The organism is Methylophaga sp. F-2 (assembly GCF_056859315.1).
In genome coordinates this window covers 65,622-82,581 of the sequence record NZ_JBSXOF010000019.1, presented here as the reverse complement: position 1 = coordinate 82,581, position 16,960 = coordinate 65,622, and the positions used below count along the sequence as shown (strand labels likewise).

Genomic DNA, 16,960 nt, shown 5'->3' with positions numbered 1-16,960 from the left:
TCAACTCAAGATAATCTGTGTTTAAAATCGTCGTAGCTGAACTCTTTCACAATGCGTAAGGCATCGGTTTCTGAGTTCCACAACGCAATGGCTGGTAATTTTGTGCCATTAAATGTGGTGGTTTTGACCATCGTGTAATGCGCCATATCTTCGAAAATCAGCCGCTGACCGACTTCAAGCGGTGCTTTGAAGCTGTAATCATCAATCACATCACCCGCCAGACAGGTTAAGCCCCCCAGTCTATACGTATATTCGAACTCATCTGCCTCACCAGCACCACGAATATCAGGGCGATATGGCATTTCCAGCGTATCCGGCATATGACAGGTGGCGGAAGTATCGAGAATAGCTTGATTCAGTTTATTCCAGGTAATATCCAACACTTCACAGCTCAGAATGCCTGTGCCGATGGCCATTGCTTCACCCGGCTCAAGGTACACTTGCACCTGATGGCGTGCTTGAAATGCCTGTATTAACTCGACCAACCCATTAATATCATAGCCATCAGCAGTAATATGATGACCACCGCCAAAGTTGACCCATTTCATTTGCGGCAAGATATGGCCGAACTTTGATTCAACCGCTGCTACGGTACGTTGAAGTGGTTCAAAACCTTGTTCACACAGGGTATGAAAATGCAGACCGCTAATACCTGCCAATGCGGTTTCATCTAACTGCGATAAGGTTATCCCTAAACGCGATCCAGGCGAACACGGATCATAAATGGGCACAGCCCCTTCAGAATGTTCAGGATTGATTCGTAAACCAAACTCCAGATCAGGTCGTTGCTTTTGGGCCGCTAGACATTGCTCTCTAAACCGCAGCCACTGGCTGCATGAATTAAACACAATGTGATTCGCAAACGTTAACAGCTCATCTATATCTGCCTGACTGAAAGCAGCGGCGAACACATGCACTTCACCACCATATTCTTCATAACCCAGGCGAGCTTCATGTAAGCCACTGGCACAGGTGCCATTCAGGTATTGGCGAGTTAACTCACCGAGTGACCACATTGAAAAGGCTTTTAAGGCACCCAGCACTTTTGCACCGCTGACCACAGCCACGCCATGCAGAATACGTAAATTACGCTCAACCGCGACTTCATCAACCACAAAACAAGGTGATGGCAAACGGGATAAATCCAGTTTGCCAAAATCAGTAAACTGCATGGAGATTAGTTGTCCAGATTAAAGTTATCAAGCTCAATCACATTCCATGGCAAGCCATATTTATTCATGTCTTCCATGAAGGGATCAGGATCGAACTGTTCAATATTCCAAACACCAGGTTGTTTCCATTTGCCTTCTAACATCATTTTGGCACCAATCATGGCTGGCACACCTGTGGTGTATGAAATCGCCTGAGACTGCACTTCTTTATAACAATCCTGATGATCTTTGATGTTATAGAGGTAAACAATTTTTTCTTTACCGTCTTTAATACCTTTCACCACACAACCGATGCAGGTTTTGCCTTTGGTTCGTGGTCCTAAGGTAGAAGGATCAGGCAACAAGGCTTTCAAAAACTGAATCGGTACGATTTTCTGACCGTTATAGTCAATCGGCTCGATACCTGTCATGCCCACATTTCCAAGCACTTCCAAGTGTTTCAGGTAACTTTCACCAAAACTCATCCAGAACTGAGCGCGTTTCAGTGTCGGGAAATTTTTAGTTAATGATTCCAGCTCTTCATGATACATACGGTAAATATTGTAGGTACCGACTTCTTCTGGGCAGGTAAATGTCGCTTTTTTCGACATCGCTGGGGTTTCAACAAACTCACCATTTTCCCAGTGACGACATTCAGCAGTCACTTCGCGGATATTAATTTCCGGGTTAAAGTTGGTTGCAAACGGATAACCGTGATCACCACCATTGACATCGATAATGTCCAGTTCATGGATTTCATCAAAATAATGTTTAGCAATATAGGCGGTGAAGACATTGGTTGCACCGGGATCAAAACCACTTCCCAGCAATGCTGTTAAACCAGCCTCTTTAAACTTATCCTGATAAGCCCACTGCCATTTATATTCAAACTTGGCAGTATCCAAAGGTTCATAGTTGGCTGTGTCAAGATAATCCACTCCTGCTGCAAGACACGCATCCATGATCGTCAGATCCTGGTATGGCAAAGCGACATTAATCACTAAGTCCGGTTTTTCCTGTTCAAGCAATGCCGTTAACTCAGCGACATTATCTGCATCCACTTTCGCTGTTTTAATCGGGCGATCCAATTGGGCAGCGATAGCTTTGCATTTTTCTTCTGTTCGGCTTGCCAAAACAATTTCAGAGAATACTTCTGGTAACTGTGCACATTTATGTGTGACTACGCCACCGACACCGCCGGCACCAATAATCAGGACTTTAGACATTGCTGAATTCCTTTAACTCGTCTCAATTAACGTTCAAAAAAAGTATAGCCATGCATACTTTCTTTAAAAGCATGCAACATTTGTTGGCGCATCGGCACCGAAATTCGTCCATCACGCACTGCTTCTTCTGCGATACGACGGAATTGTTCTAACATGTGTTTAGGATCGTACTCAACGTAGCTTAATACGTCGGCGATGCTGTCACCATGGAACTCACGACGGAAATCAAAACCACCTTCCTCGTTGATATGCACACTGACGACATTGGTATCACCAAACAGATTGTGTAAGTCACCCAAGGTTTCCTGATACGCACCGACCAGGAAAACACTTAAATAATATTCCTCACCATGTTTCAGTTCGTGTAGCGGTAGTGTTTTTTTCACTCCGGTTGGTGAGATGAAGTTATCGATCTTACCGTCACAGTCACAGGTCATATCCGCTAAAACTGCATCTCTGACCGGCGCTTCGTTTAATCGATGGATTGGCATGATCGGGAAAAGCTGATCAATTGCCCAGATATCCGGTAATGACTGGAATAAGCTGAAATTGCCATAGTAAATATCAGACAGCAATTCGGGTAACGCTTCCAGCTCCTGAGACACGCGTCTTGCCTGTGGCAGGAGATTAGAAATCTTTTCCAGAATAGCGAGTGCCAGGTTTTCTGCTAATGCTCGTTCACGAATGGTCGCTTGTCCATGGTGAAATAATTCACGCATCTCATCACGGTAATAGAGAGAGTCGTTGTAACACTCCTGCAAATTTTCCGGACTGACGTAATCAAGCACACTAAATAGATTGATAATGTGGTCATGACTATCTTCTGGGGCTTCGGCAGGGATCGGTTCAGCTTTATGCTCACGTACTTCAAGCACATTGAATAATAACATTGAAGAATAGGCCACCAGCGCACGACCAGACTCAGAAATAATCACTGGGTGTGGGATATCCAATGGGTCCAGACTTTCCTGTAAGGCTTCTACAATGTTGTAACAATATTCGTCCAAACCATAGTTCATACTATGCGTGCTGTTACTTCTGGCCCCCTCATAGTCAACAGCCAAACCACCGCCCATATCGATGTATCCCATTGGAGCGCCTTCTTCGATAAGGCCAGCGTAAAATCGACAGGCTTCCATCACACCAGTACGGATATTACGGATATTAGGAATTTGAGATCCCAGATGGCTATGAAGCAATTGTAAACAGTGCAGCATGTTGGTTTGTTTAAGCTTATCAACCACGCCTAATAGAGCACTGGTAGATAAACCGAAGATCGAGCGATCGCCACTGTCTTCATTCCAGTGACCTTCCACCATAGAAGCCAGACGAATACGCACGCCAATTAAGGGATCAACACCCAGAGCACGGCTACGCTCAAGAATAATGTCCAGCTCCATGGCGGTTTCCAGCACAAAGAAGCACTTGATTCCCATTTGACGGGCATAAAGACCAAGATCGATAAATTCTTCATCTTTGTAGCCATTACAGACAATCAGACTGTCATGATCACGTAGCTGTGACAGAGCAATAATTAATTCCGCTTTACTGCCCGCTTCCAGACCATGATGGTAACGACTGCCGTAGTCAGCAATCTCTTCAATAACATGACACTGCTGATTAACTTTGATAGGAAATACGCCACGGTAATGATTTTTATAACCTGCTTCATCAATCGCCCGTGAGAATGCTTCATTAAGTTGAGTGATGCGCTGATCTAGCAGATTTTCAATGCGTAACACAGCTGGCATATCCAGTCCACGCTCACGCATGCCATTGACGATGTCAATGATAGGTACCTGTATGGTTTTCTCACCAAACTGGACGGTGACAACAGCATTACCATCTTCTGACACATCAAAGTAGTCGCTTCCCCAGTCCCTGACACCATATAAGCGAGCACTATGTTCAGCACTCCATTCAGTACTTAAATCCAGCTCGTTATCGATAGGAGGAAAAGGCGTTTTCTGCATTGACGATTATTCCCGTCTTGGTTAGTTAAAGGGCGCGATTTTCACTAGTTTGCAGTGAAAAAGCAAAGAATTATTTCAATTATTACATTACCGAGATGACACCACAGTGACATCGGCTCAAATTATGGGTAATTCATCAGGCACTGCAGTGTCTGTCGCTGGATCCAAGTCCGTATGAAAAGCCAGCAGACTATCAGCGACTTCGTCCGGTTTATTAAACCTTGCGATATGAAACAAGGCTTCCCCTTCATTGACCAAAGGGATATTTGTGCGACCAATGACGATACCAGAACTGCTTGCCAGCACCTCAGTTTCCGAATCTCCCTTACCATAGGGTGCGGCCACCATGCCTAGTAGATCGCCTTTATTGACACTGGCCCCCATAGGCACCAGCATTCTGAAAATACCACTTTCAGGTGCTCTGACCCAAACACTACTGCGTGCTACAAAGGGTTCGTGAGGACGCTTTTTTTGTCTTGTGATGGCTAGCATCCCAATGTGACGCATCACGGCTAACACGCCTTTAACACCTGCACGAATAGCCATTTCGTTAAAACGTAAGGCTTCACCAGCCTCATAAACGATAACCGGCACATCATAAGCCGCAGCGGCATAACGTAATGACCCCTGAATCAAACTGGAGTTCACCACCACCGGCGCATCAAAAGCATGGGCCATCATTTCAACATCAGGATTGGATAAATCAGCGCGTATCTGCGGTAAATTATCGCGATGGATGGCAGCCGTGTGCAGATCAATACCATGGGTACACTGACTGACGACTTCCTTCATAAAAGAATCCGCTAATCTGGCAGCAAGTGAACCTTCATCCGAACCAGGAAAACAACGATTGAGATCACGTCTGTCTGGTAAATAACGAGACTGATTTAAAAAACCATACACATTGACAACGGGGATGGCGATTATTGTACCTTTCAGACCTTTAAGACTTTTACTTTTCACCAAACGGCGAATGATCTCAACACCATTGATTTCATCACCATGTACCGCGGCTGAAACAAACAGGATAGGCCCTTTACGACGTCCACGAATGACATGTACCGGCATACTCAATGCTGTTTGCATGTAAAGATCAGGCAAAGGCACATCAATAATCTTACTTTGTCCTAATCTGACTTCTTCACCAGCCAACACCAGCACATCGGACATGTTTAGCCCCTGCCCCGCGTTTTTGTTTTGCCTGAACGTGCATTTCTCTCGATGAAGTCGATAATCATGCTGGCAATATCCTTACCAGTGGCATTTTCAATGCCTTCCAGGCCTGGTGATGAATTCACCTCCATTACAACCGGACCGTGATTTGAACGCAATAAATCAACACCACAGACATTCAAACCCATCGTTTTTGCGGCACGAACTGCGGTTGCTCGCTCTAAGGGAGAAATACGAATTAAATTAGCACTACCACCACGATGTAAGTTAGAGCGAAACTCGCCTTCTTTTCCCTGACGTTTCATTGAGGCGACCACTTTATCCCCCACCACAAAACAGCGAATATCGGCACCGCCTGCTTCTTTGATAAATTCTTGAACCAAAATATTGGCCTTCATTCCCATAAAGGCCTCAATAACACTCTCTGCAGCTTGTTCTGTTTCTGCTAAAACAACACCGATACCTTGCGTTCCCTCCAGCAGCTTAATAACTAAAGGTGCACCGCCCACCATTTTGATTAAGTCATCAACATCATCCGGTCGGTGTGCAAATCCGGTCACTGGCAGACCAATCCCTTTTCGGGATAACAATTGCAGCGCACGTAGTTTATCTCGTGAACGGCTAATAGCCACTGACTCATTCAGCGGATACACATTCATCATTTCAAACTGACGCAGCACAGCAGTACCGTAAAAAGTGACAGAAGCGCCAATCCGCGGAATGACCGCATCATAACCTGTCAGAATTTCGCCTTTGTAGTGAACTTCTGGTTTTAATGAAGTAATGTTCATATAACAGCGAAGCACATCTAATACATGTACTTCATGACCACGAGCCTCTGCGGCCTCAACCAGACGACGGGTTGAATATAACTTGGGGTTACGAGAAAGAACGGCGATTTTCATCAACTTTCTCCATCAAAAAATTCTTTAACAGGCTGTTCATCATGCTCCTGAACACTTTGGCCAGTCATAAATGACATGGCAGGATTGACAATAAGATTGCCGGCGGTCATGGCAGTTCGACCTAACAGCATTCTAAACAGCATATTATCGCGGTTTGTCAGAGTGACTTCTATAGGCCATTGCTTATGGCCCAGTGATAGCTCAGTCTGAATAACATAACGCTTTTCCGTATGCCCCCCGGAATCCGTCACATTGCGCTGATCAATGACTAAGGCTTCACACCATTTGATAGTGTCATTGTCTCCCTGATTAGGATGCACGCCAAATCGAACCCAGAGTTGCTGATCCTGCTCAAACTCTTCAACTGAAAAGGCATGGATAGCTGAGGTCCTTGCTCCGGTGTCCACTTTTGCTTTGATTCTGGTGAGGCCAAGTTGTGGGAGGCTCAACCACTCGCGCCAGCCCACAGTAATAGATTCTGATAATGCTGCTTTACTTTGCTCTTCTGTCATCCGATGGTAACCATTCGTTTTCTCAGTGAGGGATGATAACACTCCGTAGAATGCATCAACGATTTTGGTAAAGAAGGCGATTCATGGTGGTAATCGCGCTGATTTTGATTTCTTTCGGGCAAACGCTTTCGCACTCACGATAGTTACTGCAACTACCAAAACCTTCATCTTCCATGGCTTTTAGTAATTTAGCTGGTCGCTGTTTATCCATACCTCCTTGTGGGAGGACCGATAGGTGGGAGATTTTTGCTGCAACAAATAATGTCGCTGAGGCATTTGGACAAACAGCGACACAGGCACCACAGCCGATACAAGTCGCCGCATCAAATGCATCATCTGCAACCTGTTTATCTATGGGTAAAGTATTTGCTTCACAGGCCGAACCAGTGCGGATGGGGATATATCCGCCGGCCTGGATAATACGATCAAAGGCACTTCTATCAACGATAAGATCTTTGATAATCGGGAAAGCAGTGGCTCGCCATGGCTCTATCCATAATTCTTTTTCATCTATGTAGTCACGCATGTACTGCTGACAGGTGGTCGTTGCCCGTTGTTTACCATGCGGTGTGCCATTGATAATCAGATTACATGAGCCACAAATCCCCTCACGACAGTCGAAGTCAAAAGCAATCGGGTCATCCCCTTGTAGAATCAACTTTTCATTCAGAGCATCCATCATCTCCAGAAATGAAGAATCTTCACTCGCCTCAATTTCATATGTCTCGAAATCACCCTTTTTATTGGGTCCAGATTGCCGCCAGATATTCAGTTTAAAAATCATTGGTAATTTCTTATGCTGGGTCGAACGAAATCAAAATGCAGATATTCACGATAAAGTGTTGGGTGGCTGATATCACCACTATACTGCCAGGCGGCCACATAGGAATAATCCATATCGTTTCGTTTGGCCTCCCCTTCTTCTGTCAAATGCTCTTCACGTGCATGACAGCCACAGGACTCTTCCCTATCCAGTGCATCAATACACATCAACTCTGTTAATTCAAAAAAGTCGGCAACACGTCCCGCGCGTTCTAAGGTTTGGTTTAAGCCGTATTCAGCACCAGAAATTTTTACTTTCTGCCAAAACTGCTCGCGCAGCGTTTGTATTTCCTTAATGGCTTGTTCAAGTGAAGATTTTGTCCTTGCCATTCCACAGGCATGCCAGAGGATCTGTCCCAATTGACGATGAAACTCATCGGGGGTAACAGATGGTTCAGGTGCATTCATTAAGCTATCAATTCGGCTTTTGGCTGACGACATGGCTTCATCAATCTGCATTGAATAATTTTCTGATTTAACAGGCTTATGCTTGGCTAAAAAATCCGCTACGGTCGTAGGCAAAATAAAATAGCCGTCGGCCAGCCCTTGCATTAATGCACTGGCGCCCAATCTATTGGCGCCGTGATCTGAAAAATTCGCTTCGCCTCCGGCAAACAAGCCATCGATGGTTGTCATCAGATTATAGTCAACCCACAAGCCGCCCATGGTGTAATGCACAGCAGGATAAATCCGCATTGGGGTTTCATACGGATTTTCAGCGGTTATTCGCTGATACATCTCAAACAAATTGCCATATTTTTCTTCAACCGCAGCTAATCCCTGTTTTTTGATTGCCTGAGCAAAATCCAGGTAGACACCTAATTTTTTGCCTTCAATTTCAAAACCGACACCACGGCCCTCATCACAGATGAGCTTGACGGCGCGTGACGCAATATCGCGCGGTACCAAATTACCAAATGACGGGTACATGCGTTCCAGAAAATAATCACGATCTTGTTCGGGAATATCTTCAGGCCGTTTATCACAATCGGCTTTATTTTTAGGCGCCCATACACGGCCATCATTACGCAGAGATTCACTCATTAATGTCAGTTTTGACTGTAATTCACCATGCTGTGGAATACAGGTGGGATGAATCTGGGTAAAACAGGGGTTGGCAAACAAAGCCCCTTTTTTATGAGCACGCCAGATAGCTGAAGTATTGCAGCCTTTTGCATTAGTCGACAGATAAAAGGCGTTGCTGTACCCCCCCGTACATAACACCACACAATCAGCAATATGACTTTCTAACTCACCGGTGACCAGGTCACGAGTGATAATGCCAACGGCTCTGTCACCATCCATGATCAGCTCTTGCATTTCACAACGCGACTGATGGGTAATTGTACCTTCGGCAATCTGTCTGCTCATGGCCTGATAGGCACCCAGTAACAGTTGTTGCCCGGTTTGTCCTCTGGCATAGAACGTCCGCGACACCTGAGCACCACCAAACGAACGGTTTGCCAGATATCCCGAATATTCACGGGCAAAAGGTACACCTTGTGCCACTGCCTGATCGATAATGGCGGTGCTTAATTCAGCCAGACGGAAAACGTTAGATTCTCTAGCTCTGAAATCGCCACCTTTAATCGTGTCGTAAAACAAACGCCAGACACTGTCTCCATCATTCTGATAATTTTTGGCCGCATTAATCCCCCCTTGGGCAGCAATACTGTGAGCTCGGCGCGGACTATCCTGAAAACAAAAGGTTTTTACATTAAAGCCCATTTCGCCTAATGAAGCAGAAGCAGAAGCGCCAGCCAACCCAGTTCCAACAACAATCACTGTATATTTTTTACGATTCGCCGGACTGACAACCCGAGAATTATACTTATGCTGTTTCCATCTATCCTGTAATGGCCCCTTTGGCGCGTGGCTATCTAACTCAAACTCACTCATGACATTAACCATACATAAACAGGAATAGAAACAAACCCTACTCCTAAAAGCGCTACGGTCGAATGAATAGCGATATGGTGCATTTTTGCTGAAATTCCTAAGGTTTGAAGAACATTAATCAAAGAGTGCTGTAAGTGCATTACCAATATAAACACACCGGTCAGATAAAACAGCGTGATTATTACAGAACTAAACCAACTCATTACTGAGCTTCTGACATCATCCGGATTCACATATAAAGATTGAATAATATGAATAACAATAAATAAGAATAATAAGATGATACTCAGCGTAACCAGTGCTGCCGGGATATGAAATTTGTCATGTTTTTTATAGCCAACCTGCCTAGCCTGATTGTTTTTTCGGCGTATGTTTACTGCTGCCCGAACATGAATCCACAGACAAATCAGTACGATGACCAACACAGGCCAACGTATCCAGGCTGAATTGTAAATCTGATAAAACTGATTAAAGCTATCGCCAAAAAAGAAGCTGAGATTGGATAACATATGAAACAGGAGATAAACGCTTAATACCGTCCCTGCTATAGTCATCGTGCGTTTTTGAATCTGTAATAACGTCATGCTCAGCTTTCCATATCCAATCTGGCATCCTTACTGTCAGGACGAGGTTTCAGGTTTTCTTTTTCAATAGTACGGATACAGCTGTTCCAGCGAAGTGTTGCCTCATCGTTATGCTCTGGCCTTATTTTTTCCGCTTTCTGATAAAACTGTAAAGCTTCTATAAAATAGTCATAAGCGAACACTCTCGCCATACTCTGAGTCAGCATAAAGCGTGCACGCCGCTCGTGAAGCAGCCCGGTATAATAAAATTGCTGATAGCGGCTTTGTAACTTTTCAATGGCTTCTTCAATCGATTTCACTTGCGTCTTTTTACCTGCATGATGCAGTTGATCACTCAAAGCCAGAATGTACAAAACAATCGCTTTTTGATTATCCGGCTCGATGTGCAAAATATCCAAGCAAATGCTTTCGGCAATCTCAGGCTCATTTAAAGAACGATATTGGCGAGCTTTTTCTAATGCCAACTCAACCGAGTCAGCATGAATATTGTGTAAAATCAGCTCCATTGATAACCCCGAGAAAGCGTGAATTAGATATTGCGTGTTGGGTTCAATCTAATGCAAAGCCTGATGCTTTTCAACATACGGATAAATCACATCGACAAAGCTGACTGATACGTGGTGTAAACACCCTAATTCTGGTATCTTTTATCGTTTTTCTCACGGTTAATTTCGGTTCACACATGCAAAGAAAAATTCTGGTCACCAGCGCTCTCCCTTATGCCAATGGTTCAATACATCTGGGCCATATGGTGGAATACATCCAAACTGACGTCTGGGTACGTTTCCAGAAAATGCGTGGCAACCAATGCTTTTATGTTTGCGCAGATGACGCACATGGCACACCGATTATGCTGCGTGCTCAAAATGAAGGCATCACACCTGAACAGCTGATTAGCGATGTCAGCAAAGAGCATCAAGCTGACTTTTCTGAGTTCAACATTGGCTTTGATAACTTTCATAGTACCCACAGCGATGAAAACCGAGCCTTAGCCAGTCAGATTTATCTTGCTAACCGAGATGCGGGTCATATTGAAGCCAGAACCATTAGCCAAGCCTACGATCCGGAAAAAGAAATGTTCTTACCCGATCGGTTTATTCGCGGTGAATGCCCAAAGTGTGGTGCCGCCGATCAATATGGTGATAACTGTGAAGTCTGTGGTGCCACTTATGAACCCACCGAACTCAAAAACCCGGTATCTGCTGTCTCTGGCGCTACGCCGATTACCAAAGAATCCGAGCATTATTTTTTCAAACTCGGTAATTTTGAAAAAACATTAAAAGAATGGACCAACAGTGATCATCTTCAGCCAGAAGTGACACGTAAACTCAGCGAATGGTTTGATAGCGGTTTGCAAGACTGGGACATTTCACGTGACGCGCCCTACTTCGGTTTTGAAATCCCGGATACAGAGAATAAATTCTTTTATGTGTGGATGGATGCGCCGATTGGCTATTTAGCCAGTTTCAAAAACTTCTGTGATCGTACCGGCGTTGATTTTGATGCCTTTATGAAACCAGGCAGCGATACCGAAATGGTGCACTTTATTGGTAAAGACATTATTTATTTCCATGCCCTGTTCTGGCCAGCGATGCTGGAAGGTGCAGGTTTCCGTCAACCAGATAATATCTATGCACACGGTTTCCTGACCGTCGATGGCAAGAAGATGTCGAAATCTCGCGGTACCTTCATTAAAGCTCGTACCTATTTGAATCACCTTGACCCAGAATATCTACGTTATTACTTTGCTGCCAAACTCGGCAGTGGTATTGATGATATTGACTTAAGTCTGGAAGACTTCCAAACCCGGATTAATGCTGACTTAGTGGGTAAAGTCGTCAATATCGCCAGCCGCTGCGCCGGTTATCTGAGTAAAAAATGTGATGGCCAGTTAAGTGATTCACTAGCCGATGCGGATTTGTTTGATAGCTTTGTCAATCAGGCTGAACCAATAGCTGAACGCTACGAAAAACGAGAGTTTGGTCAAGCCATGCGTGAAATTATGGCGCTCGCCGATCGTGCTAACCAATATATTGATGAAATGAAACCTTGGGCGCTAGCCAAAGAAGAAGGTAAAGAGCAAGAGGTTCAAGCCATTTACAGCATGGGCATTAACCTATTCCGTGTATTAATCGCTTATTTGAAACCGGTATTACCGAAAACTGCTGAACAAGCTGAATCTTTCCTCAATATCGAACCATTGAACTGGACTGATATTGCATCGCCACTGCTTGGTCACACAATTAATAAATTTACACCTCTGATGACACGTATCGAAAAAGAAAAAATCGATGCCATCATTGAAGAATCAAAAGAAAATATGACAGAAACAAAACCAGTAGAAAAGCAAACAACAAGCAATACCAATATTGATCCAATAGCCGATGAAATCCAGTTTGATGACTTCGCCAAGATCGATTTACGTATTGCCAAAATCGTAAATGCAGAACATGTGGAAGGTGCCGATAAGCTGCTTAAACTCACTTTAGACATAGGCCTAGGTAAACGTCAGGTATTTGCAGGCATTAAATCAGCCTACTCGCCAGAAGACCTTATCGGTAAATTAACCGTCATGGTCGCTAATCTGGCACCACGCAAAATGCGTTTTGGTCTATCTGAGGGTATGGTTTTGGCAGCAGGGCCGGGTGGGAAGGATTTGTTTATATTGCATCCCGATAACGGTGCTCAGCCAGGAATGAGAGTGAAATAAATTTCATTTTCTATAGGTAAAAAAAAGCCCCGCGATGCGGGGCTTTTTTAAAAACTGAATTTCCTAACATAATGCAGGATTATTTGAACAGTTACCTGTCCATTGAACAACACCAGTTGTCGTGCTGTATGCACCATTCATATTATAAATATCACTTGCTGTAATGCCACCAACAGCATTAGGAGTTACAGCAATTGTACCTGCTGTATTACTAGTGACAGTCCACGTTACATTATCAACCATCTGTGAAGGGTCATCACCAGCGCTCATATTAGCTGGAACACCATTTGAACCTGCAGCACAGTTTGTAAATCCACCTTGAACTTGTGCACAAACTTCAATAGCAGATTTCAATCCACTTGCAGCCATGACAACCTCAGAATATCTAGCTTTGTCTGTGTATGTTTGATATGCAGGTAAAGCAATCGCCGCTAGAATACCAATGATAGCTACAACAATCATCAGTTCGATTAATGTAAAACCTTGTTGGACTTTTTTCATGTTTATCTCCGTATTTCTTAAATTAAGCACTACGCTTAAATATGTCCAATACAGTTATTGTGCCAATTGTGATTCCATATGTTTTTCATGAACTTATCGAATTAGGCTGGGTCCCTCTGTAATTGCATATACCATAAAGTGACAAAAAGTGACACTTTTTGTCACTTTCTTGAGCAACTTGCTGAATATTTCTTTAATCCACCATTCCATGGATAAATCTTTAATGCACGTTCAGCAACAAAACAGCTTTGCTCTTTATCGTTTATAGCCTCATAACCATTAATGACATCTTCAAATAGTTTTAAGTCAGGATTTGTATTTAATTCATGCTGAAACTGAGCAAGCAGTTGAATGATTTTTTGGTCATCACCATTTTCAATCGCATGGTAGAGCACGCTTCTGTTTGCCATCGCTCTGGCATTAGCCTGAAAATAAGGATTTATCAATGCCTGCTGAAGAGGTTTATCAGTAGAGCGTCCATAAGCAAAGTCAGAAATATCTTTTTGAGCAACTGTTGTCTGTAATAAAAATAACAAAGCAGCGCAACCAAATATTAGTGTTAAACCTTTGATAGATAGTCTTGCCATCTGACTAAGCTGATTACTCTTATCAATACCTATGGATTTTAGTGCCACAAAAATAAGAAATAACCATACAAACCAATGCAATGACGAAATATAAAAAGGCAGTTCAACCATAGTGTGCATCGAGATTGGTAATAATAATGAAAAATAGGCTAAGCTTGCCAGCCCATAAAACCGAGCTACGCACCATATCGTTGATATCAACGCCATTAAAATACCAATAACGGCTAAGCCCCCCCCCTCAATCGCCCACATTAATAATTCATTATGTGGATGTCCTAATGTATAAGGCATATCAACAGATGGATAATCCTCATACCAATCGAGTGAATGTGCTAGCCACTCTTTTTTATAACTACCAATACCATGCCCATAAATTGGTGATGTTCGAATTGAATCAAGAGCAGCTCCATAAATAACGACTCTTGCTTCTGAGTTTTCTGCCTTGACTAGAGTATAGGCTTTATCCGCTGTTCTATTTAAACCTGCTTGCCCTACCCACGAAGTCACTAACAAAATTATTATCAACGTGCTGAACTTCGCTTTTTGCTTTGTTACAGATTTTAATAAACCAAGCAGCAGAAAAATAAGACCAAGTCCCAGTGACAACAACCCTGTTCTTGACCCTGATGATACCAAGACATAAGTACCTATTAGGATCGTGATATAAAGAAGCGACTGAAATGCTTTTTTAGTATTAATTGAGGAAGTAAACAGCAGGTAAGTGGCAATTAATATTGATGTAGCGAGATAAGTTGCCGTTACGTTCACTTGCTGAAAAATCGTGGTGGGTAATAGATTTTTTGAACTTAGTAAAAAACCGCCAATATAATTCTGCCATTGATGTATCTGGACAATGCCATAGATGGACACAAGCAAGCCTGATAGCACAATAAAGAACAATACCCGCTCAACCGACAGGCTTTTAAACTGAAACAAACCAAATAGGAAAATAACACCGGCAAGGATATATAAAATTCTGAATAACCAGGTGACGGGTTCAACCACGCCGGCAATGACGGCGGATAATAAAATTCCCGCTGGCAACATCAACAGATAAAGGTAATTTTTGGGTAGGGTAATCGTGTCACTACTAGCGATATGCCAGAGCATATAAGCAATAACCAACGTTGCAGCAAACCAAACCGAAATATTAAAAGGTAAATCAAAACCTGTACCACCGATACTCGACGTAATGTAAAACGGCGAAACGACAAAAAGTAAAAACAGCAAAATTTCAAGAATTCTGCTGGGTGATAATGATTGATTTTGCATTAAGCAATATCCTTTTGGCTTTTTTAATTTGCTATCACACCGGTTTCAAATCAAACGCAATACAGATACGTTCTTCATCTGAGCTGAATGGGATGGTGCGATGGAAACAGGATGAAGGAAACATCACCAGGTCACCGACTTCCGGAGCAATAGTCTTTGTTGGAAAGTTGTCATGCTTTTTCGGATAGTCGTCACCATGGGTGCTTAGCTCGATGCTACCCTCGTGTTCGTGCTGTTTATTTTTTGGTAATGACAAATACAATGATCCACTGACCCAGCCTTCTTCATGAATATGAGATGTCAGATGACCGCCACTTTTCATTCTCACATACCAGGAACTAGCGAACTCGGTGGTTTTCGGGAAAGCCTTAACGAACTGACAGTTTTCTCCGGCAAAGGTCTGACGATATCGTTCTACTGCTTGAGCAACATATTCAGCCAGTTGTCTAAATGATGCTTCGGGACGTTTAAATAAATTACCGGAAGATTGCACGCCGTTGTAGAGTCGTCCCTGAGACTTTTCATCCACATCACAGGTATCAATATCTTGTAAAAGCTGGTTTAAAAACTCGCTATTGTTTTTAAGCTCGGGGATTTCGGTATGAAACACAAAATCCAGTGGATTTTTACAGAAATTGTAGTCATTCTCGGTGCCGAAGTTTTCAGCATAATGCCCGGCTAACGTCGCTAAAAATGGCGAGTTATCTTTACTTCGTTTTAATGCATCAAGGCCGCTCTTAAACTCCTCAAACTGCTCTGTTTTATAAAGACAATACAAAGAGCGTTCCTGCCAGTCAGCATATTGCGAACGTTGAAAATGTTCCAATGCACCTTCCAGATCGCCACTATCGTAGAGATACACAGCCAGACTGTAGTTAGCCATCGGTAGATCAGGATTGAGTTCTAAGGCCCGTTTGTAGGCAGCAACGGATTCGTCATATCGGCCTTGATCACGCAAGACTTCCCCAACACTGCGATGCACATCGGCATAATTCGGATTAAGCTCTAATGCCTTGTTATATGCAGCGATGGCATCACCTAATTTACCCTGATTTTTGTAGGCTGTGCCGAGGTTGAAATAAATCTGTGCATCATTATGAATCTGTAAAGCTTGGTTGTATGTATTGATGGCTTCAATCAGCATGCCCTGCTCTTGCAACACAACGCCCAGATTCACCATGGCTTCATAAAAGCCCGGTTCAAGCTCAATGGCTTTTTGATAATTTTGGCTTGCCTGCGGATATTGTTTTAAGGCTTGATGAGCGATGCCCATATTATAATAAGCATCGACGAGATTCGGTTTAAGACTGACGGCTTTTTTATAACTCTGAATAGCTTCTTCATGACGGTTCATATTGGTGAGAAGCGCCGCTAGATTAAAATGCATTTCGGCAATACTGGGATCGATTTTTATCGCCTTACGGAAAGCCTCAACCGCTTCTTTTGTTTTATTTTGTCCCGCTAAGGCATTGCCATAGAGGTTGTGTAAAACAAACGCATTAGGAAACTGTTTAAGCAGTTTTTTCGACATGGCTTCCGCCATCGCTAACTGACCTGAATTTAACGCATTGATGATGGGTTGAATTTCTGCTTGAGATAGTGGTCTTAGGGGCGCGTTCTTTTTCATATTGAGCTCAGCGTCTTG

Annotated in this window: 14 protein-coding genes; 1 reads left to right on the top strand and 13 read right to left on the bottom strand. The window is 43.4% G+C overall.

The genetic code is table 11. The features are described 5' to 3' along the window. Positions 1–5 precede the first annotated feature (5 nt). The 10 genes from nspC to AC13DA_RS09640 form a co-directional block, all read right to left on the bottom strand. Entirely contained in the window at positions 6–1,172 is a 1,167-nt protein-coding gene (gene nspC, locus AC13DA_RS09685; protein WP_284451635.1) for a carboxynorspermidine decarboxylase, read from the bottom strand. Positions 1,173–1,177: 5 nt separating this feature from the next. Beyond that, positions 1,178–2,377 carry a saccharopine dehydrogenase family protein gene (locus AC13DA_RS09680; protein WP_007144831.1) on the bottom strand — a complete coding sequence of 400 codons (1,200 nt, stop codon included), beginning with the start codon at positions 2,375–2,377 and terminating at the stop codon, positions 1,178–1,180. Positions 2,378–2,403: 26 nt separating this feature from the next. Further along, a complete protein-coding gene (gene speA, locus AC13DA_RS09675) occupies positions 2,404–4,350 on the bottom strand; it encodes a biosynthetic arginine decarboxylase (protein ID WP_007144830.1) in 1,947 nt (648 codons plus the stop codon). A 117-nt stretch (positions 4,351–4,467) separates the two neighbouring features. Then, entirely contained in the window at positions 4,468–5,520 is a 1,053-nt protein-coding gene (locus AC13DA_RS09670; RefSeq protein WP_273180776.1) for a succinylglutamate desuccinylase/aspartoacylase family protein, read from the bottom strand. A 2-nt stretch (positions 5,521–5,522) separates the two neighbouring features. Further along, positions 5,523–6,428 (bottom strand): 30S ribosomal protein S6--L-glutamate ligase, encoded by a 906-nt coding sequence (gene rimK / locus AC13DA_RS09665; protein WP_007144828.1) that lies wholly within the window; start codon positions 6,426–6,428, stop codon positions 5,523–5,525. Continuing rightward, positions 6,428–6,940 carry an ATP-dependent zinc protease family protein gene (locus AC13DA_RS09660; protein WP_284451634.1) on the bottom strand — a complete coding sequence of 171 codons (513 nt, stop codon included), beginning with the start codon at positions 6,938–6,940 and terminating at the stop codon, positions 6,428–6,430. The genes rimK and AC13DA_RS09660 overlap by 1 nt, the downstream gene beginning before the upstream one ends. A gap of 55 nt (positions 6,941–6,995) precedes the next feature. Further along, positions 6,996–7,724 (bottom strand): succinate dehydrogenase/fumarate reductase iron-sulfur subunit, encoded by a 729-nt coding sequence (locus AC13DA_RS09655; protein ID WP_284451633.1) that lies wholly within the window; start codon positions 7,722–7,724, stop codon positions 6,996–6,998. Beyond that, positions 7,721–9,661, bottom strand: coding sequence for a fumarate reductase/succinate dehydrogenase flavoprotein subunit (locus tag AC13DA_RS09650; protein ID WP_284451632.1), 1,941 nt, complete (start codon positions 9,659–9,661; stop codon positions 7,721–7,723). The genes AC13DA_RS09655 and AC13DA_RS09650 overlap by 4 nt, the downstream gene beginning before the upstream one ends. Beyond that, on the bottom strand, positions 9,658–10,245 hold the full coding sequence (locus AC13DA_RS09645) for a succinate dehydrogenase/fumarate reductase transmembrane subunit (RefSeq protein WP_284451631.1): 588 nt from the start codon (positions 10,243–10,245) through the stop codon (positions 9,658–9,660). Before AC13DA_RS09645 ends, AC13DA_RS09650 begins: the two co-directional genes overlap by 4 nt. Positions 10,246–10,247: 2 nt before the next feature. Then, entirely contained in the window at positions 10,248–10,751 is a 504-nt protein-coding gene (locus tag AC13DA_RS09640) for a hypothetical protein (protein WP_273180784.1), read from the bottom strand. 176 nt (positions 10,752–10,927) lie between these two features. Here AC13DA_RS09640 and metG point away from each other — a divergent pair, with 176 nt between their 5' ends. Beyond that, positions 10,928–12,955 (top strand): methionine--tRNA ligase, encoded by a 2,028-nt coding sequence (gene metG / locus AC13DA_RS09635; RefSeq protein ID WP_284451630.1) that lies wholly within the window; start codon positions 10,928–10,930, stop codon positions 12,953–12,955. A gap of 63 nt (positions 12,956–13,018) precedes the next feature. On the opposite strand, the gene AC13DA_RS09630 is transcribed toward metG, so the two are convergent. The 3 genes from AC13DA_RS09630 to AC13DA_RS09620 form a co-directional block, all read right to left on the bottom strand. Further along, positions 13,019–13,456, bottom strand: coding sequence for a pilin (locus tag AC13DA_RS09630; protein WP_284451629.1), 438 nt, complete (start codon positions 13,454–13,456; stop codon positions 13,019–13,021). Between the two features lie 161 nt (positions 13,457–13,617). Further along, entirely contained in the window at positions 13,618–15,315 is a 1,698-nt protein-coding gene (locus AC13DA_RS09625; RefSeq protein WP_284451628.1) for a PglL family O-oligosaccharyltransferase, read from the bottom strand. A gap of 34 nt (positions 15,316–15,349) precedes the next feature. Continuing rightward, the gene (locus AC13DA_RS09620) at positions 15,350–16,942 is read right to left on the bottom strand and encodes a tetratricopeptide repeat protein (RefSeq protein ID WP_284451627.1); all 1,593 of its coding nucleotides are present in this window, start codon (positions 16,940–16,942) and stop codon (positions 15,350–15,352) included. Between the last annotated feature and the right edge of the window lie 18 nt (positions 16,943–16,960).